The organism is Alkalibacterium sp. AK22, from assembly GCF_000585255.1.
Classification (GTDB): domain Bacteria; phylum Bacillota; class Bacilli; order Lactobacillales; family Carnobacteriaceae_A; genus Alkalibacterium.
Window position 1 is genome coordinate 1 of the sequence record NZ_JANL01000022.1, and the last position, 22,227, is coordinate 22,227.

The following is a 22,227-nucleotide window of genomic DNA, read 5'->3' on the forward strand; positions in this document are numbered from 1 at the left end:
ACTTTTGTCCCAGCCTCTTTTTACAGTAAATTATAATTTTGATCTCTAATAAGTGCTTAAGTGATTGTTGTTTTGATTGCTTCTTCCACAACGGCTTCCTCATCAGAAATTCTTTCAATATCTGCACCAAGTTTTTGCATCTTAATATGGAACTGACTATATCCACGATCTAAATGGCTCAGATTAGTCACGCGCGTGTATCCTTTGGCTGTAAGTCCTGCCAGAATCAAAGCTGCTGCTGCACGCAAATCGCTCGCCGCAACTTCCGCACCCTGAAGAACATTGCCTCCATGGATGATCACGCTCTGACTGTCGACCTGGAAAGAGGCGTTCATTTTACGTAGTTCTTCCATATGCATATAACGATTTTCAAAAACGGTCTCCCTCATAATACTGGTGCCTTCAGCTACCAACTGAGCGATAGTCATCGGTGACTGCATGTCAGTCGGGAAGCCTGGATGCGGCATAGTTTTTACATCTGTCGGTTTTAGCTTGTCTGGACCAATCACCCTTAGACCTTCACTCGACTCAATAAAGGTGACACCCATTTCACGCAATTTGGAAATGAGCGGTTTGTTATGTTCAGGAACACATTCCTTGATAAGGATATCTCCTTGGGTAACAGCCGCGGCGATCATAAATGTGCCACTTTCAATCCGGTCAGGCAGAATTGCGTGTTCCGTCCCTTGTAAGGATTCTACTCCTTCGATTTTCAGTGTCTCCGTCCCAGCCCCAACTACTTTGGCTCCCATCTTGTTAAGGAAGTTTGCCAGATCGACAATTTCCGGCTCACGGGCCACGTTTTCCATAATTGTGGTTCCCTCTGCCAGAGTGGCTGCCATCATAATATTTTGTGTTGCCCCTACACTTGGGAAGTCAAGGTAGATGTGTGCGCCTTTCAGTCTGTCTACTGAAGCCTCTATATGCCCGTTGCCAATATGTACATCGACACCCATGGCTTCGAACCCTTTCAAATGCAAGTCAATGGGGCGTGAACCTATAGCACATCCTCCAGGCAGAGCCACTTTTGCATAACCGGTTCGTGCCAGCAGAGGGCCCATTACCACAATCGAAGCACGCATTTTACTCATAAAATCAAATGGTGTATCACTATTGAGTTCTCGAGCAGCATCCATGCGCATCTGCTTTTTCTCTTCATCAAAGGATACATCGAGATTCAAGTGAGTCAGTACTTCTTTCATGATGTAAATATCTGATAATAGCGGTACGCTGTTCAGAGTGTTCTGCCCTGTCTCCGCCAGAACAGTTGCTGCCAGTATCGGTAGTGCTGCGTTTTTAGCTCCATCTATATCAACCGAGCCCGATAACTTTCGTCCTCCGTTTACTAAAATCTTGTCCATTCTATGCCCTCCATTTTTACAACTAAGCCTGTTCAATATTCCCTAATGTCTTCAAACTGTTTTGTCCAACTGTCTATAATTAAATCGCTTTAGTAAGCTCGTTCCCTGGGAACGACTGATATAGTATAACAGATACTATTTCCATAAGGAACCAATTGGAATCCCTTTACAGATGACAAGTTTGTGACAGACTGATGATTTTTGTGCATCCACCGTCATCTTATAACATAAATAATACATTTTGTATGGAAAGGATAAAATCGACAAAAAAATTACTTGCTGTATATCCGATGGCAATCGCCAAGAGAACATACAATGTTCTAGCCTGAGGCACGTGATATTTCTTTAAAAACGTATCGGTCCTGAGCGCCTGTAAAGACCAGAATGCAACAAGCACGAAAAAAATATGCGAAATCAAACGAATGAGTTCCTGTAAAGTGCTTAATGTCATAACTTTCATCCTTTCATGGCCATATTAGCACAGATATTTTTATATTTCATTTATTATGCTTGTAACACAATTGTTACAAACGTGCAAGATAAAAAAGGAGGCAGCCGGTATTGGATACCTACCGCTTCCTCCTTTGTCTATATGACCTTTTTATAAAGTTCCAAACAGGCGATCACCGGCGTCTCCCAGCCCCGGAAGAATGTAGCCGTTCTCGTCCAGACGTTCATCCATTGAGGCAGTGTAGATGTCCACATCCGGGTGTGCTTCCTGAAGCACTTTAACCCCTTCAGGTGCTGCAACCAGACAAACAAACTTGATATTGGTTCCACCACGTTTTTTCAGTGCATCGATGGCGGCAACTGCTGATCCGCCTGTAGCCAGCATTGGATCCACTACAAGCAGCTCTCTTTCAGGTAGATCTGAAGGCATTTTAATGAAATACTCAACCGGCTCCATTGTTTCGTGATCACGGTACATCCCCACGTGTCCCACTTTAGCAGCTGGTATAAGATCAAGCATTCCGTCAACCATACCAAGTCCGGCTCTTAAGATAGGAACAATCACTACTTTTTTCCCGGCTAGTCTTTTTTGAGTGGACGTGACTAGAGGCGTTTGTATTTCAACATCTTCAAGAGGCATCTCTCGTGATACTTCATAAGCAAGCAGGCGGGCAATCTCATTGACGACCTCTCTAAAATACTTGGTCCCCGTGTCTTTGTCTCTAATAATTGTCAGTTTATGCTGAATCAGTGGATGATCGATTACTTGAATTTTACCCATAATAAACTCCTTTATTTTAGCTTTGTAATTATCGCCTTTTATCTTACCCATTGTACCTAAATGCCTAGCTGATTTCCAGAAAAATCCTTAGCCTCAACTCATTCAGTCCATTCTGCTGCTTTGTGCAGACGGTTCATATAGGCCCTGCCAATGCCTGTTTCCGAGTAAGCTTCCGCGAAAATAACAGAAGCCCTTGTCTGATCCAGCATACGCAAGCCATCATAAAACCGGCTGGCCGCTTCTTCGGGCTTCGCTTTTTCCCCCAGTGAATAGACCTCATATTCACCAGGAATCAAGAGGTCTTTTGCTGTCTCTTCACTGACGAGAAGTCCTGGTCGTTCTCCTTTGAGTACGAACGCTTTTACTAATTCAGACTGCTTCTCTGCATTTTCAGGCAAGATGTAGACAGGTTTATCCGGTGAATAATGCCGGTATTTCATCCCTGGGGATTTAGGTGCCTGACTGCCGTCTTTTAAATGAAGATCCAGATAGATGTGTTCAAGAGTATCCTGCAGATCTTCTAGTGATACCCCTCCGGGTCTTAGAACAGTAGGCCGTTTGGGATTAGTTAAATCTATAACCGTAGACTCTAACCCAACACCTGTCGAGCCACCGTCGATGATTCCACTAATTTTCCCCTCCAAATCGCGCCTTACATGATCAGCGGTAGTTGGACTCGGTCTGCCTGATAGATTAGCGCTGGGAGCAGCTAAAGGGACCCCGGCTTGCCGAATGAGTTCCAGCGCCACAGGGTGGTCAGGCATACGAACCGCTACAGTATTCAAATCCCCTGTTACTGCCGGAGCTAGGGGTCCTTTCCGTTCAAACACAATTGTACACGGTCCGGGCCAGAACCGTTCTATGATGGCTTCTGCCTCTTTAGGAATCTGAGTAACATAAGCTTGAAGCTGCTGTTTACTCGATACATGAATAATCAGCGGATTGTCACTGGGCCTCCCCTTTGCTTTAAATATTTTACGGACTGCCTCCTCATTGGTCGCATCTGCTCCTAATCCGTAAACAGTCTCGGTGGGGAAAGCAACAACTTCGCCTTTTTTTAGATATGCAGCTGCTTCAGCAATATCATGTATATCCCAATCATGTGTATTCAAGCTATCCCTCCTTCTTTGGATTAATATCTATATGAACAACCCGGTCATTCCCACTAATATCTCTCCAGATGGCGATTTTGCTAGTAGGGAACACTTCTCTGAAAAGACTGGATACCTTTTCCCCCTGAAGATAGCCGATTTCCAAAAAAATCTGCCCATTTTCACTCATTATTGACGGCAGTTCAGCTGACAGCCGACGGTAAACCTGCAGACCATTTTCTTCAGCAAAAAGTGCCAGACCAGGTTCATATTCAATCACATGCCAATCCATCACTTCCTGTTCTTCTTCACTGATGTAAGGAGGATTGGACAAAACCAAATCGACTTTGCAGTCTATAGACCCAGTAAGATCACTGAGGATAAAATCAATGTCAGCGCCGAGTGCCATGGCATTACTTTGAGCGACCTCAAGCGCACCTTGACTGATATCCACTCCCAGAACTTTGTCCTGTGGACGACTCAATTTGTGACTGACCGCTAACACCCCCGTACCTGTCCCGATATCCAGTACTGTCAAGGAACGACTACTTAATGTTTTCAGACAGCGTGCAAACCACTCTTCGGTTTCGGGTCTGGGAATGAGCGTGTCCGGTGTGACCTTAAATTTATTGCCGTAAAACCATTCATGGCCAACAACATACTGGGCCGGTTTGCCGGCTGACAGCTCCTGAACTGCTTTTTCAAAGGATACTTGTTCTTCTACCGGCATATTTTGTTTTCTAATCCGCATCCAGTCAGTCAGGCTCCAATTGTTGCATTCTTTTAATACCCACTGAGCCAAATGAGAAGATATTCCTCTATCCTCTAAAAAAGAAGAAGCCCGGTTGAGGACTTCTTCATACGTGCTGGCCGGTACGCGTTCATTACTCTGCATGTTTAAGCTGCTCCATTTTTTGAGATTGCTCCCACATCAAAAGTGCATCGATGATTTCACCCAATTTACCTGAAAGAATCTGGTCCAGCTTCTGGATTGTCAGGTTGATTCGGTGATCCGTCACTCGACTTTGCGGGAAATTGTAGGTCCGAATACGCTCGGAACGGTCTCCCGTTCCGACCGCTGACTTTCTTTCAGCATCGACTTCAGCCTGTGCTTCAGATGTGATTTTGTCATAAATACGCGAACGCAGAACTTTCATCGCTTTTTCTCTGTTTTTCAACTGAGAACGCTCATCCTGCATGGCTACAACCAGCCCAGTCGGTTCGTGCGTCAGACGTACAGCCGATGCTGTTTTATTGACATGCTGTCCGCCTGCTCCACTGGCATGGTAAATATCGACACGAATATCGTTCTCGTCGATATCCACTTCCACTTCCTCCGCTTCGGGCATAACGACTACGGTCGCTGTTGACGTGTGAATCCTCCCCTGAGATTCAGTCTGTGGCACACGCTGAACCCTGTGAGCCCCGTTTTCAAACTTGAGCTTGGAATAGACATTGTTTCCGGTAATCATCAGAGTGATTTCTTTATAGCCGCCGATTCCATTCGCATTGGCGTCCAGTACTTCCGTCTTCCAACCTTCATTGTCCGCGTACTTCTGATACATTTCAAACAAGTCACTGGCGAAAAGCTGAGCTTCGTCTCCACCGGCTGCCCCTCTGATTTCCATGATGACATTGCGTTCATCGTTCTCATCTTTAGGCAGCAGCAGGATCTTGAGTTTTTCTTCCAGCTCTTCTTTTTGCTTAGACAAGGCGTTGCGTTCCTGCTTGGCCATTTCTTCCATTTCCTTGTCCAGCTTTTCTCTGAGCATCTCTTCTGTATCTTCAAGTTCTGATACGACCTCTTTGTACGAGCGTAAGGTCTCTACCGTATCTCTCAGATCAGCTTCTTCCTTGCTTAATTTCATAAAGCGGTCAGTATCACTGATCACCTGAGGATCACTCAGTAGTTCATTTAATTCATCGTAGCGTATGGCTACTTCTTCCAGTCTATCAAACATACTCATTGCTTTTGACTCCTTTCTTCACTTTTGACAGGCGGTTCGTGGTAGTGCTTGCGGCAAACCGGATAGTAGGATTCGTTGCCTCCAATCACGATCTGCTCTCCTGTATAAATGGGCCGGCCTTCATGCATGCGCATATTCATAATCGCTTTTTTGTGGCAGAACCAGCAGATTGTTTTCATTTCCTCGATTTTGTCTGCCAGAATCAGCAGGCGCTCGGATCCTTCAAAAAGCCGATTTCTGAAGTCATTTTTCAGTCCAAAGGCCATGACCGGAATATCCAGTTCATCTACAATACGAGCAAGCTGATCAACATGTTTGGTACTCAAAAACTGGGCTTCATCAATCAATACGCAAGCCAAATCTTTCGGCATCTGCTGTACCTGTTTGAAAATATCAGTTTTTTCCGTCACTGGTACCGCCTGTCGTTTGATGCCAATTCTACTTGAGATACTCCCGACTTCGTCTCGGTCGTCCAGAGCACTCGTAAACAAAGCTACCGGCTTGTGCTGCTCTTCATAGTTATGTGCTACTTTCAGTATTTCAATCGACTTTCCACTGTTCATTGCTCCGTAGCGGAAAAATAACTGTGCCATTCTGCTCCCACTTTCCATCTTTCTAATAAATCTAATCACTTATCTATTTAATGTTTCCTCAAAAGATACCTATCCTTGTAAATTATAAGTGAATCAGGCCAAAAGCACAAGGTCAGACTTGATTCATAAAAAGGTCGGACAATATCTCTTTCCCCTCTTCTTCAATTTTTATGGTAGACTCAAGAAAACGTATTGAAAGGGGATCCGATATGGTCGAGCCATTATTTTTAGAAGGGGTATTCAAAGAAAAAATTTGGGGTGGAAGCAAACTGGAGGAAGTTTTTGATTATACTATCCCAAGCAGTAAAACCGGAGAGTTATGGGCCATCAGCGCTCACCCTAACGGACCAAGTCGGATTAAAAACGGAACGTACAAAGGGTGGACACTCGACGAGCTGTTTAAAAAGCACAAAGTCCTTTTTGGTGATCCTAAAGAAGATGTTTTCCCGCTCCTGACCAAAATCATTGATGCTGAAGAGGATTTGTCTGTTCAAGTCCACCCGGATGACCGTTATGGTCTGGAAAAAGAAGGCGAACTGGGCAAGACCGAATGCTGGTATATCCTGTCTGCCGAAGAAGGAAGCGAGATTGTTTACGGTCATCACGCTCAAACAAAAGAAGAACTCAAAGAAATGATTCTTCAGGGGCATTGGGACAGTCTATTGAGACGCATTCCCGTAAAGGCCGGTGACTTTTTTTACGTTCCGAGTGGAACCATCCATGCAATCGGCAGTGGGATTGTCATCTTGGAAACTCAGCAATCCAGTGATACTACTTACCGGGTCTATGATTACGACCGGGTCCAGGATAACGGTCAGAAACGAGAGCTTCATATTAACGATTCACTAGCGGTGACGACTGTCCCTCACATCGATCCAAAGCTTCGGTTCAAAACCACTCAGTCAACTGCATCCAGCAGAGTCCTACTCGTTGAAAATCCTTTTTTTAAAGTCGAGGCCTGGGAAATAAGCGGCCAGCAGAGATACACAGCAGAAGGACCTTACAGTCTTTTCAGTGTTCTTGAAGGTCAGGGTACACTGACTGTTGCTGGTAAATTGTATTCCCTACAGAAGGGTGAGCATTTTATTCTGCCCGAGCCAGTAAAGAACTGGATAATTGAGGGCAAGCTTCAATTGCTTGCTTCACGGCCCGGAAAGAGCCGGTAAGCTGTCATAAATAAAAGAACGACAGACCCATTCAGTGGAAGGGCCTGTCGTTCTCTTTTTTTTAGTGCTTAATCTCTGCTGGTGTCGGCGAGTCTACTGGTGTGATTGTAGGCAACGTGAAGTCGGCATACGTACTGACTAGTCCGTGTTCGCTCACGTCCATACCCGCCTCTTCCTCTTCAGGTGTGACACGCAAACCAATGGTCATGTCAATCATTTTGAATACGGCTGTCATGCTCAAGCCGACCCAAAGGGCAACGGCTACAACCCCCAGTGTCTGGATGCCCAGCATACCGAAGCCTCCACCGTAAAGTAATCCCCCGTCTACAGCAAATAGTCCTACGAGGATTGTGCCGACGCCTCCGGCTATACCATGGACTCCAAAGGCTCCCACAGGATCATCTATTTTTGCTTTATGCTCGACCCATTCAACTGCATACATCATGGCTACTGAAGAAAGAAGACCGATCGCTACCGCTCCAAATGGATTCACTACGGCACAGCCAGCTGTGATGCCTACTAAGCCAGCCAAAGCACCATTCATTGTCAGACCCAGATCCGGCTTCCCTAATCGGAACCACGATAGCAGCATGGCAATCAGTGTACCGGAAGCTGCTGCGAGATTAGTGTTAAGCAGGATTATCCCAATCAGGGTCAGCGAGCCTTCATCAGAAGCTTCAAGCGTTGAGGCACCATTGAAACCAAACCAGGCGAACCAGAGGATAAACATGCCCAGTGCGGCTATTACCAGATTGTGTCCTGGAATTGTCTTGGCCTTTCCGTCTGCATCATATTTGCCTGCCCTTGCACCAACGATTCGGGCACCTGCGAGAGCACTTACTCCTCCCACCATATGGACAGCTACTGAGCCCGCAAAGTCTTCAAAGCCAAGGCTGGCCAGCCAACCTCCTCCCCAAATCCAATGACCAGAGATAGGATAGATCAGGCCTGATATGATGACCGTGTACAGCAGATAAGAACTGAATTTTGTTCGTTCAGCCATGGCTCCGGAAACGATTGTTGCTGCAGTTGCACAGAAGACAGTCTGAAACATTAAAAATACATAACCTGGAATATTGCTGTCATAATTCTGCGTAACAAACAGATCCGGACGGCCGATAAAACCAGCCAGTGTGGGTCCAAACATAATTCCAAAACCGATAAACCAGTAGAGCAGCGAGCCAGTAACAAAATCCATCAGATTCTTCATAATAATATTCCCTGAGTTTTTTGCTCTTGTCAGTCCTGTCTCAAGCAGTGCAAATCCCGCCTGCATAAAAAATACGAGTACTGTTCCCAGCAGGACCCAAAGTGTGTCTGTTGCGGACATAATAATAGCCTCCCTTTGTAAGATGCTATTTATTCTATGCCTATCAATCAGATTAAACAATAGTGGCGTTTAGATTAGAAAATAATTAATGCATTAGGACTGTAAACGATAGATAACAAAAAATGTAAACGCTATTTGCTTTCTTTATTTTGTGATGATTGTTTATAGATACAGACAACTGTAAAAAACTGACCCTCAAGAGGACTAGCCAGAATCGGCATCTTTTGAGGGTCAGTTCTTTATAAATAGTGGCTCTAAAATGATCAGACCGCCTGTAGCTGCTGGTCAGGCGTCTGGAACTGTGAGTTGTAAAGATCGGCGTAAAAGCCGTCCAGTTCAATCAGTTCATCGTGATTACCCGTTTCAATCACATCACCATGATTCATGACAATAATCTTGTCCGCACCCCGGATAGTGGACAGGCGGTGGGCGACAACAAAACTGGTACGGTTTTTCAGCAGATTTTCCATCGCTGCCTGTATCAGTACTTCAGTCCGCGTATCTACCGATGAAGTAGCCTCATCCAGAATCAAAATCTCAGGATCAGCCAAAAAGGCCCGGGCAATGGTAATGAGCTGCCTCTGACCCTGAGAAATATTGCTTCCTTCCTCATTCAGAACAGTATTGTAACCATCCGGCAGACGTCGGACAAATTCATCCACATGAGCAGCTTTGGCAGCACTTAGAATCTTATCATCGGTCTGCTGGTCGGGACTGTGCGCTCCATAGGCAATGTTGTCCCAGATTGTCCCGTTGAACAGCCAGGTATCCTGAAGGACCATTGAAAAGCGACTTCTCAGCTCACTCCGGTCAATATCCCTGACATCTGTCCCCTCATAGCGGATGCTTCCACCTTTGACATCATAGAAACGCTCAAGGAGATTGATCAGTGTAGATTTTCCGGCTCCTGTTGGCCCGACAACAGCAATCATTTCCCCATCTCTGACAGTTAAATTAAAATCGGTCATCAGCAGCTCATCTTCCGGCTTGTTTCCGTAGCCAAACTGGACATGCTCAAATTCGATTTTATAGGGTGACTGTAGATTCGGTCTCATACTCGAAGCTGTATCGACCATTTTTTCTTCATCCAGTATTTCAAATATGCGTTCACAGGATGCAATCGTCACCTGAACAGTATTCGCCAGGTTGGCAATTTCTCTGACCGGCTGGGAAAACTGATTCACGTACTGGATAAAAGCCTGCACATTACCCAATGATACTGTTCCGTTCGCCACACCGATTCCTCCGACAATGGCAACACCAAAGTAGCCAAGGTCCCTGGAAAAACTGACCAGTGGCATCATAATGCCTGATAGAAACTGAGCCTTCCAGGAAGCCCTGTTGAGCGTGGCACTCTGTTCCTCAAATTTTCGGATTTCATCTTCCTCCCGATTATACGTCTTGACGATAGTATGGCCGGAGAAGGTCTCTTCCACTTGATCGTTCAATACGCCCAGTTCTTTCTGCTGACGCGAGAACTGTTTCTGTGACTTGGGCGCAACCCAGGCAATCAGAAGAAAACTGATGGGAACCGTGACAATCGTGACTAAAGTTAATCGGACATCGATGATGAACATTACAGTCAGCACTGTTACAAACTGAACGATACTCATGATGAACTGAGACAAGGACTGCTGAAGTGTATTGGCAATTTGATCCATATCATTGATTGCTCGCGACATGATATCTCCGTTGGAATGAGTATCGTAATATTCGATTGGCAACTGCGACATCTTGTCTTTCAAATCTTTCCGCATGTCATAAACAGTTTTTTGCGCAATCCGGGCAGTAATAAACTGCTGGAAGTACTGGAAGACAGCCTGAGTGACATAGACCACACCAACAATAATCAAAATATTACGGATATAGTCAAAATCGATTGGAAAGACGTCTACCGACTCCCCCGCTTCTCGCAACGCATTCCCTTCCTGAATCCCCCGGTAAATTTCAGTTGTTGCTCTCCCTAGAATATGCGGCGCCTGGGTTGCCATGATCGTAGCTGCAATTACCAGCAGCAAAGTCAGGGCCAGTCCCCAGAAACGAGTGGACATGTAACGGACCAGCCGGAAGGTGGTTCCCCAAAAGTCTTTAGCTTTTTTAGCTTTCATATGGGCAGCACTTTTAGTCTGATTTTTCATTAAATATCCTCTCCTTTCATCTGAGAATCGATAATTTCTTTATAGATACGATTTGAACGTTTCAGCTCATCATGCGTTCCTTTACCGACCATTTTGCCGTTGTCCAGTACAATAATCTGATCTGCATCAACGACTGTACTGATCCGCTGGGCAATAATTACAACGGCAGAATCCTGAGTTTTTGGCTTAAGTGCCTCGCGGAGTCTGGCATCCGTCTTGAAGTCCAGAGCCGAAAAGGAATCGTCAAAAATGAGAATATCTGCTTTTGTGACTAATGCACGGGCAATGCTGAGCCGCTGTCTTTGACCACCTGAAAAATTCCCTCCACCTTGCTCTACTCTGGCATCAAGTCCATCAGTTAAACTGGAAACAAAGTCTTCTCCCTGAGCGATTTCCAGGGCTTCCCATATCTCCTCGTCAGTCGCTTCCGGACGCCCGTATTTTAGGTTTTCACGTATAGTTCCTGAAAAGAGCAAGGCTTTTTGAGGAGCAAAACCAATCAGCTGGCGCAGGGCACCTTGCTTGACATCCCGAATGTCGATGCCATTCACCTTAATCGATCCGCTTTCGATGTCGTACAGCCTGGGAATCAGGTTGGCCAGCGTTGTCTTCCCGGAGCCTGTCCCCCCGATTATCGCCAGACGCTCTCCTTTGTTAAGCGTAAAGTCAATTGATTCCAGTGCCAGCTTTTCGGCATTGGGATAACGGTAGTTGACCTGATCAAAAGTCAATGAGACCCGGTCTGTTCCTTTAAGATCTTGAGGTGCTCTAGGATCCTTAATAATATTTGGTGTATTTAAGACTTCCAGCACTCTTTCCGCTGCAATCTGGCCTCTTGGCAGGAAGAACAGCACGAAGGACACCATCATGATTCCAAGCATGATCTGCATGGCGTAGGTCATGAAGGCAACCAGGTTCCCCACCTGCATATTGCCTGTACTAATGAACTGAGCTCCAAACCAGGTGATCAAAATGTTGGTGACACTCACAGCCAGGACCATTGAAGGCATGACAAACGCCAGAATCGTATGGGCTCTGATTGATGTCTCCGCAAAATCCCAGTTAGCACCGTCAAACCGTTCTTTCTCGTATTCATCTTTGTTGAAGGCCCGGATTACACGAATACCCGTCAGACCCTCTCTGAAAACCCGATTAAGCTTGTCGGTCTTTTTCTGAAGTGACTTGAAAACCGGGCTGGTCTTGCGCATGATCAGCACGAGCAGCCCGACCAGAACAGGCATGGAGATGAGAAATACAAAGGCCAGATCAGGCTCTCTAGTAAAAGCCATAATACCTGCACCAATCATCAGAAAAGGAGCCAGCGTCATAATACGGATCACCATCATCATCACAAACTGAATCTGCATGATATCATTGGTCGTACGGGTGATTAATGTGGAAGTCCCAAATTTATCCAGCTCTTCATTGGTAAAATAGGACACCATTCTGAACATTTTACGCCTAATGGTATCACCCAGACCTTGAGACTCCATAGCACCGTAGTAAACATTAAGTATGGCTGAAATAATCGTCAAGAAGGTAAACCCGAGCATAATCACTCCCGTTCGAATAATATAATCAATGTCTCCTTCGGCTACTCCAAAGTCTATGATATTGGCCGTGATGGTTGGGAGGGCAAGCATCCCGACCACTTGCAGAGCCATAAAGACAAGGCTTAAAGCCACCCTCCACGGATTCATCCATTTTGCTAATTTAAACATATCTACGCCTCTTTTTCTTCTGTATTTTTGATGCCGTATGTGAACCAGCTCAGGCGCTTCACAAACAGCTGCTGTGTTTCTTTGACTGTCAACTCTTTCCAGAATCCTTCCATAATCGTATCATTGAGCATACTTAAGATATACCGGAGGATATCAATAAGTTCTTCTTCCGTTTGTACTTTAAGCTGAGAACGGTCCACTACATCAATAATACGCTTGCCATCAGGGAGACTGGAACCTTGCTGGCGGGAATGATCAAAGTCCACCCGCGCCTCCTGGTTTATCTGATAGTTCATATGAAGGTACATATTTTCGAAAAAGCCAAATTTTTCCGATTCCATGATGTATTTGATGTACTTTTCACCAAAAACCTTGTATCCCTCGAAGAAGTCTCCCTCCTTCTCCTTGAAACTCTTGAACATCAGTTGACGATAATTGTAGCGGAATTTCCCAATGAGGTAAAAATAGAGGTCTTTCTTGTCTTCAAAATACTGGTAAAAGCTTCCACGTGAAATTTTCGAATTTTTTACTATATTTGAAATAGAGGCATCATTCAGCGACTTGGCTGAAAATTCTTTCATCGCCCCGGCAATTAGGCGTTCTTTCTTTTCTTCAGACAGATTGAAAAATGTCTGTGAAGGCATTGAATCCATTCCTTTCTCTGGTGCCACTGATTATGACAAGTTGTCATAACTATTATATGTGACAATGTGTCATAACGCAACACTAAAATAAGTCTGCCGATCTCAATCAGCTGACTTATTTTTAGCGTTACTCCCTGTCCTTGACTTTGACAAGAGCTTCTTTAGTATTGATTGGGCTTTCGTCAGGATTATACCAGCCTGAATATTCCCGGTACCAGTCAAACAGCATCGACACGACAATCTTGACAATAGCATAGCCAGGGATACCGAAAACAACACCTAACAGTCCGAAAAGCCGACCTCCAATTAAAATAATAAAAATAATATTAACAGGATGTATTTTCAAAGTGTTCCCAATAATCTGAGGTGAGATGATTCTATTTTCTAAAATCTGCTCAACACCAAAAACAATCAGCACTTTGACTAGCATCAACGGAGAGTGGACAACTGCGATGATCAGTGCCGGAATGCTGGCTACAAAAGATCCAAGATAAGGAATCAGGTTCAGTACACCCGCAAATATACCAAGAGTAAGGGCAAAATCCAGGCCAACTATTGAAAAGCCAATCCAGAAAATCAATCCGACTGATGCCGCTACAATCAGCTGTCCTCTCACATAAAAACTGACTTGCTTGTTTATTTCTGAAAACATTTCACTTGCTCGAGGGCGCGCCTGAATGGGTACATATTTGATAAGTAAAGGCGGCACTTTTTTTCCATCTTTTAAAAGATAATACAGTACAAACGGCATAGTGAAGAGTGTGATAAAGACCTGCGTCACAGTGCCGATGAAACTGCCAATCCCTCCTACAGTCATATTGAATAATGATGACGACTGATTGGTCAGCGTATCAAGAACTGTCGTATCTCCCAACTGATCCATAAAATCCGTAAACGCACCCGTATTCAGCAGACTGTCGAGCTGCAGCATCAAATTATTCCAGTAAGTCGGCCAGGCTTCGACCAAAGTTTCCAACTGGTCCTGTATGATTGGAACGATAAAATTCATCCCAGCTATCACCGTAAGAATCAGTAGACTGAACATAAAAGCTATAGCCGTCACTCTGGAAAACCGTTTGCGCTCAAGCCAGTCGATAACGGGATTGAAAAGATAGTAAAAAATAACGGCGAAAATAAGTGGTGGTCCGACGATGCCAAGAATAATACCCATCGGCCTAAAAATAAAGCTGACCCGTGTGAGCACGTATATATTGAGAAACAGCAGCAGTGTAATGACTAGAATTGAGACGACCCGGTTATTAATGACTCGCTTCCAAAGCCAGGTCCGGCTCCACTGGCTGGTTCTTTTATCATAAGATTCAGGATCCATTTTCTTTCCCCTTTCTAAAGCTTTCAGCTATATTTTAGCATAATATGCCGGGGTTACATGGGGAAAAAGCTCCTGATCAGCGATTTGCTTTCAAAGCTCTCTTCTGTTTTGTTATACTTGTTGAGCAAGAACAAAAATAGAAGGAGGCTCCTAGATGAATCAGACATTACTTCTGGGAACATACACTAAAAGAGAAAGCCAAGGAATCTACAGTATCGATCTGAATGAGCAGGCAGGAAAACTGACCGGACTGCAGCATGCGGTAACAGTCAGCGGCCCTACTTATATTGACGGCAATGCCGACTACTCTCTACTTTTTTCAATCATAAAAGGTGAAGACTGTAACGGAGGGATTGCATCCTACACAAAAAATGATAAGGGAGCGTTCGTTAAGGTGGACGAATGGCTTCAGGAAGGTGCACCGCCCTGCTATGTCGCTTATGATGCGGACCGGCAACTGGTTTACTTGGCGAACTACCACAAAGGAGAAGTAGCGGTACTTAAAACCTCTGCCAAAGGAGAATTGAGTCTGGTCGACCGTTCGGTTCACTCCGGTCAATCTGTCCATCCAAACCAGACTTCACCCCATGCACATTACTTTGATTTGACTCCCGACAAACAGTATCTTATTGCCTGTGATCTGGGAACAGATGAAGTCTACACTTACCGCTTGAATGCTGAACAGAAACTGGAACAGGTATCAGTAGAAAAAATTAAACCAGGAACAGGTCCACGTCATATTACCTTTCACCCAGACGGAAAGCGGGCTTATGTCTTTGGAGAATTGAGCAGTGAAGTACTGGTATTTGAATACAATAGCGAAAGCGGCGCACTCAACTTGCGTCAGACACTGCCTAGCATTCCCAAGGAGCATACGGGCTTCAATGGGGGCGCTGCCATTCGCGTGACATCCGACGGGAATCACCTCTACGCTTCCAACCGCGGTCATGACTCTATTGCTTCTTATAGTATTGATGCAAACGGCGAACTGTCGCTGATTGCCTATGTGCCGACAGAAGGCGAAACGCCTCGTGATTTTAACCTTGATCCGAGCGAAAGGTTTGTTGTTGTCGGTCACCAAGATTCAGACAACCTGACTCTGTTTGAGCGTAACCCTCAGGATGGTTCACTTACACTACTTCAAAAGGACGTCTACGCCCCGGAAGTCATTTGTGTCAAGTTCACATAGTTGTCAGACAGTGAAAAAGAGAGGGAGTCCTCTCTTTTTCACTGTTTGCTCTTTGTAAAATAACTCTTAAAAAGGAGCTACTCACAATGCATCATTTCAAAACATCTGAATTATCCAACAAACAACAGTATAAACTGCTCACAGGTAGTGTGATTCCAAGACCTATTGCCTGGATAACGACCCTCAATGAAGAAGCCGGTATCGTCAACGCTGCTCCTTTCAGTTTTTTCAGCGTCGCTTCTAACCAGATTCCTCTGCTGACTGTTTCCATTTTAAGAAGTGAAGGAAATCCCAAAGATACAGCAGTCAATCTGCTAAAGCAAAAACAAGCCGTGGTTCATATTGTCAACCGCGCTCTGGCGGAAGACATGAATGAAACATCTGCCCCATTGAAACCGGAAGAAAGTGAAATCAACCGAACAAAACTCTCGCTCGTGGATAGTTCAAGCGTTTCTGTTCCTGCGATCAAGGAGTCTCTGATTCGTTTTGAAACGACATTATATCAGCATATTCCCATCAAAAATGCTGAAGGAGAAATCGTTACAGACCACTTCTTGCTGAATGTCACCGATGTTCACTTAGATGACAGTGTATTTGATCCAGAAAAGGAATATATCCTGCCTGAAATATTGAATCCTGTATCCCGTTTATCTGGTTCCGCTTATTCTGAACTGGGTCCCCTCTTCTCAATTAAGCGCCCGACAAACTAAACAGACAAAAAATCCCGGCAGTTAATATCCTGCCGGGATTTTTTGTTCAGTGTATTATTTGGCAGTAACCGATCCGATTTCTGCCCCTTTTTCTGTTTCACCCGTCACAGACAGGTCATAGTTTTCTACCTGGTCCATATTTGTAAAGACGATAATAACGGTATTTTCCTTACCCGCGGCTTTTAGGCCTTCCAGATCGACCGTTGAAATTTTAGTCTCGGGGGTGATTGTGTCACCTTCCTTAACCAGTGTATCAAAGGGTCCACCTTCAAGTTCCACTGTATCGATGCCGATGTGGACTAGCACTTCTACGCCGTTGTCGAGCTCTAGACCGACTGCGTGCTGTGTCGGAAAGACACTCACTACTTTACCGTGTCCTGGTGAATAAATATTTCCGTCACTTGGAACGACACCAAAGCCGTCTCCCATCATTTTCTGTGAAAATACGGGATCATCTACTTCATCAATTGGTACAATTTTTCCGTTTACCGGATTGCTGAGCACCGCCTTACTGTCTTTTGGTTCTTTTCCTTTACCTTTAAGAAAATCAAATACGCCCATTTTACTCCCTACTTTCCTGTAATATATAGTTTAATTGTGCAGATATTCTTAAACTACTTTCATAGTTAATAATAACACAGAGGCGTACAAACCAAAACCCAAAAGAATTGTAGAAAACAATTCAATTAATTCTGGAACTCTTTACACTGCTTTTGGTATGATGATTAAGGTGCTTTGTGCACCAGGAGATAAATTTACTGAAAAGGAGTTAACACATTGTTTATAGAAATTATCAAGTCGATCATCCTCGGTGTCGTTCAGGGCATTACCGAATGGCTGCCTGTCAGCAGTACCGGTCATATGATCCTGGTAGACGAGTTTCTAATGCTTAATGCCTCTGAGGCCTTCATGGAAATGTTTTTAGTTGTTATCCAGCTGGCTTCCATTATGGCAGTGGTCCTGCTCTACTTTAAACGACTGAATCCTTTTGACTCTGATAAAGATGAACACCAGAAAAAGGAAACCTGGCATATATGGAGCAAGGTTGTAGTTGGTATTTTGCCTGCCGGTGTTTTCGGTCTTTTGTTTGAAGATGTCATCAATGACCTGTTTTTCAACTGGATTACTGTAGCGGTTGCCTTGATTGTATATGGAGTCGCTTTTATACTTATCGAAAAACGAAACGAAGGAAAAATCCCTCAGATCGCGACCTGGGAGCAACTGACTTATAAAGTGGCCCTGCTCATTGGGTTTTTCCAGGTCCTGGCACTGATTCCCGGCACCTCCCGCTCAGGCGCAACCATTGTAGGAGCTATCCTGATTGGAACAGCCCGGCCGATTGCCGCGGAGTATTCCTTTTTCCTTTCGATCCCTGTTATGATGGGGGCAAGCCTGCTGAAAATCATTGGTTTTGGCTTAACATTTACGTTCGAGGAAATGATGATCCTACTAGTTGGCTGTATCGTATCGTTTGTAGTATCCATCTTTGCCATCAAGTTTTTAATGAACTATATCCGCAAGAACGATTTCAGTTCCTTCGGCTGGTACCGCATAGCAGTCGGCTTGCTGGTCATAGGCTACTTTGGCCTAATTGGCTGACACTAGTCATTTCAAAGGTAACGCGTCCCAACAAGCAAAGAAAGCCTGATCCTTTTCTGGATCAGGCTTTCTTTGCTTCATTTTTCAAAAACGTTCTTTAATACATCGGTTCGTTACGCGGTTGGACCTTTAGTTTTCCTGGACAGCACGGTTTAACCTTCCATATATCTTCTGCATAGCGACTGATAGTATAATCTGCAGAAAAAGGAGCAGACGAGGCAATATTCAGAAGAGACTTGCGTGTCCATTCTTTCTGATCCTTATACAAGGCATCAATAGCTTCGTGTGCCTGAATATAAGATTCAAAATCTTTCAGTACAAGATACTCGTCATTATAATTAACTAAAGAATCAAATAAAGCGTCACCCTCACCTTCAAGGTTCAAAATAGTTCCGTTAATTAGAGCATCCAGTACCCTTTTCACCGTAGAATTTGACTGATAAAGTTCTCGGGCATTGTAGGACCCGTTTCCTCTGACTTCATAGACTTCATCGCTAGTCAGTCCAAAAATAAACATATTTTCTTCTCCGACATAATCTCTAATTTCAATATTCGCTCCATCAAGAGTCGCGAGTGTGAGCGCGCCATTGGCCATGAACTTCATATTACTGGTCCCGGAGGCTTCCATACTTGCCAAAGAAATCTGCTCACTGACATCAGTGGCCGGAATAATCTTTTCAGCCAGAGAGACTCCATAATTTTCGAAGAATACAACTTTTAGTTTATTTCCGATATCCGGGTCATTGTTCACTAAATCTCCAACGGCATTGATCACCTTAATTATTTGCTTGGCATATACATAGCTTGGTGCTGCCTTCGCTCCAAAAATAAATACTCTCGGGACATAGTCAACAGACGGATTCTGCTTAATCTCCAGATAACGGTGTAGAATATGCAAAAGGTTCATATGCTGACGTTTGTAGGCATGCAGACGTTTAATCTGAACATCAAAAATCGCATTCGGATCAACTGTGATTCCCTTGACTTTCTCGATATGAGCGGCTAGTTTTTTCTTGTTATTAAGCTTAACCTCAGCCAGTTCTTTGATTGTCTGCTTATCTTTTTCGTATCCTTTAAAGACTTTCAGTTCAGCAGGATTGCTTTTCCAGGCTTTTCCGATTTTATCGTCGAGTAGTTGCGTCAGATCCGGATTAGCCAAATGCATCCAGCGTCTTTGGGTAATGCCGTTTGTTTTGTTGTTAAAGCGCTCCGGATAGATTTCAAAAAAGTCTTTCAGGACATCGTTCATTAGAATATCTGTATGCAGCTGGGCCACACCATTTACGCTGTGACTACCAATTACTGCCAAGTGAGCCATATTAACGACGCCATTTTGTAGGATAGCCGTCTGCCAAGTAATCCGCTCACCATAGAGCGGAAGCATGTGCTCAACATAGCGGTTGTTTATTTCTTCAATGATCATATAAATTCTTGGAAGCAGCTCTTTCATCATATCAATCGGCCATTTTTCCAGCGCTTCTCGCAAGATAGTATGGTTGGTGTAGCTGCAGGTTTTGAAGGTGATTTCCCATGCCTGATCCCATGACAGGTGCTCTTCGTCAATCAGGATACGCATCATCTCAGGGATAACCAGTGCCGGATGTGTATCATTGATATGGATGGCTACTTTGTCTGGTATATTTTTTCTGGGCATATTGTACTTTCTGTAATGCCTCAAAATAGACTGTACGCCGGCTGACACCATGAAGTATTCCTGCTTCAAACGCAGTAGTCGCCCTTCATAATTAGAGTCATCCGGATAAAGAGCTTCCGTAATTTCCTTGATTGGATCAGTTGCATCGATGGTCAGATAGTTGGACTCTTCTTCAACAGGTATCTCAGCCGACCATAACCGCAGATTATTTACCCGTTCATTTTTATAGCCAACCATTGGGGTGTCGTAAGGTACAGCTAAAACATTCAATGTATTTTCATATTTTGGCTCCAGATGCCCCTGCTCATTTTCCTCCAGCCAGACGTTTCCTCCGAAACGGACCATGCAAGTCGACTTGTCATTACGGGTCTCCCATACATTTCGATACCTCAGCCAGTTTTCAGGCAGTTCGACTTGATAACCATCGACAAACTTTTGACGGAACAGGCCATACTGATAGCGAATACCATTTCCATTACCCGGTATCGCCATGGAAGCTAGAGAATCCATAAAGCAGGAGGCTAGCCGTCCTAGTCCGCCATTTCCCAGAGCAGGATCAGCCTCAGCTTCTGCCAGCTCATCAAGTGACAGGCCTAATTGGTCCAGCCCTTTAGAGACCGTTTCCAGCAATCCTAAATTATAGGTGTTACTTTTCAGCTGACGTCCAGGTAGAAATTCCATTGAAAAATAATAGACTTGCTTGGCACTTTGTTTAATGTAGCTTTCACGTGTATCTTTCCAATTGCTCGAGACATAGTTCTTAATCAGCAAACCGAGAGCATTGTACAGTTGCTCGGTTGACCCCTCTTCATAAGGATACGCATACATACTCTGGAATTGATTTTTGAAATCTTTTACAAACTCTTTCACTGACAGTTTCATAGACATTCCTCCATATTCGGTTATAGAAAGTATACATTAAAATCTTTTAATAAAAAAGACAATTCGACTGGCTGACGTTTGTCTACGGATGCAACCCTCTCGCAGCATTTTCCTGTATGGTCCTCTATATAAACAGAAAGTCTCGAGAATCCGATCAGGATCACTCGAGACTTTTGTTTACAGAGCCAAATAACGGTATTGATCGATATAGGTCTGAGCTGATTTCTCCCAGCTGTTATTTACTTCCATAGCTCTTACTTGCATGCGTCTGAAGCTTTCCGGCTTATCATAATAAACAGTCAGAGCTTTATCGATGGTATCGAGCAAAGTCCACATGTCAAAGTCATAAAAACTGAAGCCCGTCCCTTCTTCAGTCCATTTGTTGTAAGGTTCGACGGTATCCGCTAGACCGCCCACTTCATGAACGATTGGCAGCGTTCCGTACCTCAATGAATTGAGCTGCGACAGTCCGCAGGGTTCAAACAGTGACGGCATCAGAAACAGATCAACCCCGGCATAAATCCACTGAGCCAGTTCACTATCAAAAGCCAGAACTGCCTGACATTTGTCCGGATACTTAGCCGTGAAATGCCTGAACGCATCTTCAAAATAAGGTTTGCCTGTACCGAGCAGAACCAGCTGGACATTTCGGTGTTGCATGAGTTCTTCCATTGCATCACAGATCAGCCCTACACCTTTTTGCTCATCCAGTCGGGTCACTACTCCAATCAATGCAATACTGTCATCAACAGGCAAACCGACCCGCTTCTGCAAGGCCTTCTTATTGGCCGTTTTGCCACTCAAATCATCTTTGGAAAAGGTCTTTAAAATCATCTGGTCCGTCTCCGGATCATATGTGTCGTAGTCAATACCATTCAGTATGCCCACCAGTTTGTGCTGGTTTACCCGCAGATCATGGTCTAGCCCGTAACCGAACTCGCCTGTCTGGATTTCATTGGCATAAGTTGGACTCACCGTGGTAACCAGATCCGCAAAGTAAATCCCCCCTTTGAGCCAGCAGACATTATCTCCATACTTCAAACCCTGATCATGGAAGGCTGCATAGCCGATGTTAAACAGATCTGAGAGGACATACTGGTCATAAACTCCCTGAAAGAGTATATTGTGGATGGTCAGAACAGTTTTGATGTCTTTCAGAGCATTGATCCAGGAATATTTATCTTTCAACAGAACAGGAATCATAGCTGTCTGCCAGTCATTAACATGCAGCACATCCGGAATGAAACCGATTTGCTCGAGCATCTCAATCACTGCCTGCTGGAAAAAGGCAAACCTTTCGGCATCATCTCCATAGTCATACAGACGTTCGCGTCCAAAGTAAAAGAGATTGTCAATAAAGTAATAGACGACCCCGTCCCGCTTCAGCTGTTTGATGCCACAGAACTGCTGTCTCCAGCCAACTTCTACGATGGTCGTCAGCACGTCTTCCATTTCTTCCTGGACGCTGTCAGACAGCTTTTCCGTGAAAAGAGGAAGAACGACACGGACATCGTGACCACTCTTGGCGAGTTCTTTAGGCAAGGCCCCCAAAACGTCGCCCAAACCTCCAGTTTTAAAGAATGGGGCACATTCCGAGGCAGCAAATAGTAGCTTCATCTCT

General features: G+C 44.5%; 19 protein-coding genes. 4 read left to right on the plus strand and 15 right to left on the minus strand.

Annotated features, from left to right (window positions below):
- Window positions 1-56: 56 nt before the first annotated feature.
- The 7 genes from murA to ADIAL_RS04580 all read right to left on the minus strand — a co-directional run bounded on the left by murA (window position 57) and on the right by ADIAL_RS04580 (window position 6,243).
- A complete protein-coding gene (gene murA, locus ADIAL_RS04550; RefSeq protein ID WP_034300656.1) occupies window positions 57-1,361 on the minus strand; it encodes a UDP-N-acetylglucosamine 1-carboxyvinyltransferase in 1,305 nt (434 codons plus the stop codon).
- 220 nt (window positions 1,362-1,581) lie between these two features.
- On the minus strand, window positions 1,582-1,821 hold the full coding sequence (locus tag ADIAL_RS11680; protein ID WP_081757664.1) for a DUF1146 family protein: 240 nt from the start codon (window positions 1,819-1,821) through the stop codon (window positions 1,582-1,584).
- 141 nt (window positions 1,822-1,962) lie between these two features.
- Window positions 1,963-2,592, minus strand: coding sequence for a uracil phosphoribosyltransferase (gene upp, locus ADIAL_RS04560; RefSeq protein WP_034300661.1), 630 nt, complete (start codon window positions 2,590-2,592; stop codon window positions 1,963-1,965).
- A 98-nt stretch (window positions 2,593-2,690) separates the two neighbouring features.
- Window positions 2,691-3,704: an L-threonylcarbamoyladenylate synthase gene (locus tag ADIAL_RS04565; protein ID WP_034300663.1), complete on the minus strand. Its 1,014-nt coding sequence runs from the start codon at window positions 3,702-3,704 to the stop codon at window positions 2,691-2,693.
- Window position 3,705: 1 nt separating this feature from the next.
- Window positions 3,706-4,578 carry a peptide chain release factor N(5)-glutamine methyltransferase gene (prmC, locus tag ADIAL_RS04570; protein WP_034300665.1) on the minus strand — a complete coding sequence of 291 codons (873 nt, stop codon included), beginning with the start codon at window positions 4,576-4,578 and terminating at the stop codon, window positions 3,706-3,708.
- Window positions 4,568-5,644 carry a peptide chain release factor 1 gene (prfA, locus tag ADIAL_RS04575; RefSeq protein WP_034300811.1) on the minus strand — a complete coding sequence of 359 codons (1,077 nt, stop codon included), beginning with the start codon at window positions 5,642-5,644 and terminating at the stop codon, window positions 4,568-4,570. Before prfA ends, prmC begins: the two co-directional genes overlap by 11 nt.
- A 2-nt stretch (window positions 5,645-5,646) precedes the next feature.
- On the minus strand, window positions 5,647-6,243 hold the full coding sequence (locus ADIAL_RS04580; RefSeq protein ID WP_034300667.1) for a thymidine kinase: 597 nt from the start codon (window positions 6,241-6,243) through the stop codon (window positions 5,647-5,649).
- A 209-nt stretch (window positions 6,244-6,452) separates the two neighbouring features.
- Between ADIAL_RS04580 and manA the strand changes: the two genes are divergently transcribed.
- The gene (manA, locus tag ADIAL_RS04585; RefSeq protein ID WP_034300669.1) at window positions 6,453-7,409 is read left to right on the plus strand and encodes a mannose-6-phosphate isomerase, class I; all 957 of its coding nucleotides are present in this window, start codon (window positions 6,453-6,455) and stop codon (window positions 7,407-7,409) included.
- 61 nt (window positions 7,410-7,470) lie between these two features.
- On the opposite strand, the gene ADIAL_RS04590 is transcribed toward manA, so the two are convergent.
- From ADIAL_RS04590 to ADIAL_RS04610, 5 genes are all read right to left on the minus strand, one after another.
- Complete coding sequence (locus ADIAL_RS04590) at window positions 7,471-8,739, minus strand: ammonium transporter (protein ID WP_051503721.1); 1,269 nt, start codon at window positions 8,737-8,739, stop codon at window positions 7,471-7,473.
- Window positions 8,740-9,002: 263 nt separating this feature from the next.
- Window positions 9,003-10,877, minus strand: a complete 1,875-nt coding sequence (locus ADIAL_RS04595) for an ABC transporter ATP-binding protein (RefSeq protein ID WP_034300671.1) — start codon at window positions 10,875-10,877, stop codon at window positions 9,003-9,005.
- A complete protein-coding gene (locus tag ADIAL_RS04600; RefSeq protein ID WP_034300673.1) occupies window positions 10,877-12,598 on the minus strand; it encodes an ABC transporter ATP-binding protein in 1,722 nt (573 codons plus the stop codon). The genes ADIAL_RS04595 and ADIAL_RS04600 overlap by 1 nt, the downstream gene beginning before the upstream one ends.
- A gap of 2 nt (window positions 12,599-12,600) precedes the next feature.
- Window positions 12,601-13,242 (minus strand): TetR/AcrR family transcriptional regulator, encoded by a 642-nt coding sequence (locus tag ADIAL_RS04605; RefSeq protein WP_034300675.1) that lies wholly within the window; start codon window positions 13,240-13,242, stop codon window positions 12,601-12,603.
- 127 nt (window positions 13,243-13,369) lie between these two features.
- Window positions 13,370-14,572 (minus strand): AI-2E family transporter, encoded by a 1,203-nt coding sequence (locus ADIAL_RS04610; RefSeq protein ID WP_034300677.1) that lies wholly within the window; start codon window positions 14,570-14,572, stop codon window positions 13,370-13,372.
- Between the two features lie 154 nt (window positions 14,573-14,726).
- On the opposite strand from ADIAL_RS04610, the gene ADIAL_RS04615 reads away from it, so the two are divergent.
- Window positions 14,727-15,761: a lactonase family protein gene (locus ADIAL_RS04615; protein ID WP_034300678.1), complete on the plus strand. Its 1,035-nt coding sequence runs from the start codon at window positions 14,727-14,729 to the stop codon at window positions 15,759-15,761.
- Window positions 15,762-15,847: 86 nt separating this feature from the next.
- A complete protein-coding gene (locus tag ADIAL_RS04620) occupies window positions 15,848-16,471 on the plus strand; it encodes a flavin reductase family protein (RefSeq protein WP_034300679.1) in 624 nt (207 codons plus the stop codon).
- A gap of 54 nt (window positions 16,472-16,525) precedes the next feature.
- On the opposite strand, the gene ADIAL_RS04625 is transcribed toward ADIAL_RS04620, so the two are convergent.
- Window positions 16,526-17,032 carry a PTS sugar transporter subunit IIA gene (locus ADIAL_RS04625; protein WP_051503722.1) on the minus strand — a complete coding sequence of 169 codons (507 nt, stop codon included), beginning with the start codon at window positions 17,030-17,032 and terminating at the stop codon, window positions 16,526-16,528.
- Between the two features lie 216 nt (window positions 17,033-17,248).
- Here ADIAL_RS04625 and ADIAL_RS04630 point away from each other — a divergent pair, with 216 nt between their 5' ends.
- The gene (locus tag ADIAL_RS04630; RefSeq protein WP_034300681.1) at window positions 17,249-18,070 is read left to right on the plus strand and encodes an undecaprenyl-diphosphate phosphatase; all 822 of its coding nucleotides are present in this window, start codon (window positions 17,249-17,251) and stop codon (window positions 18,068-18,070) included.
- Window positions 18,071-18,167: 97 nt separating this feature from the next.
- Here ADIAL_RS04630 and ADIAL_RS04635 read toward each other — a convergent pair whose 3' ends face one another.
- Both ADIAL_RS04635 and glgA read right to left on the minus strand, forming a co-directional pair.
- The gene (locus tag ADIAL_RS04635; RefSeq protein ID WP_034300684.1) at window positions 18,168-20,606 is read right to left on the minus strand and encodes a glycogen/starch/alpha-glucan phosphorylase; all 2,439 of its coding nucleotides are present in this window, start codon (window positions 20,604-20,606) and stop codon (window positions 18,168-18,170) included.
- Window positions 20,607-20,783: 177 nt separating this feature from the next.
- Complete coding sequence (glgA, locus tag ADIAL_RS04640; RefSeq protein ID WP_034300688.1) at window positions 20,784-22,223, minus strand: glycogen synthase GlgA; 1,440 nt, start codon at window positions 22,221-22,223, stop codon at window positions 20,784-20,786.
- Window positions 22,224-22,227: the final 4 nt, after the last annotated feature.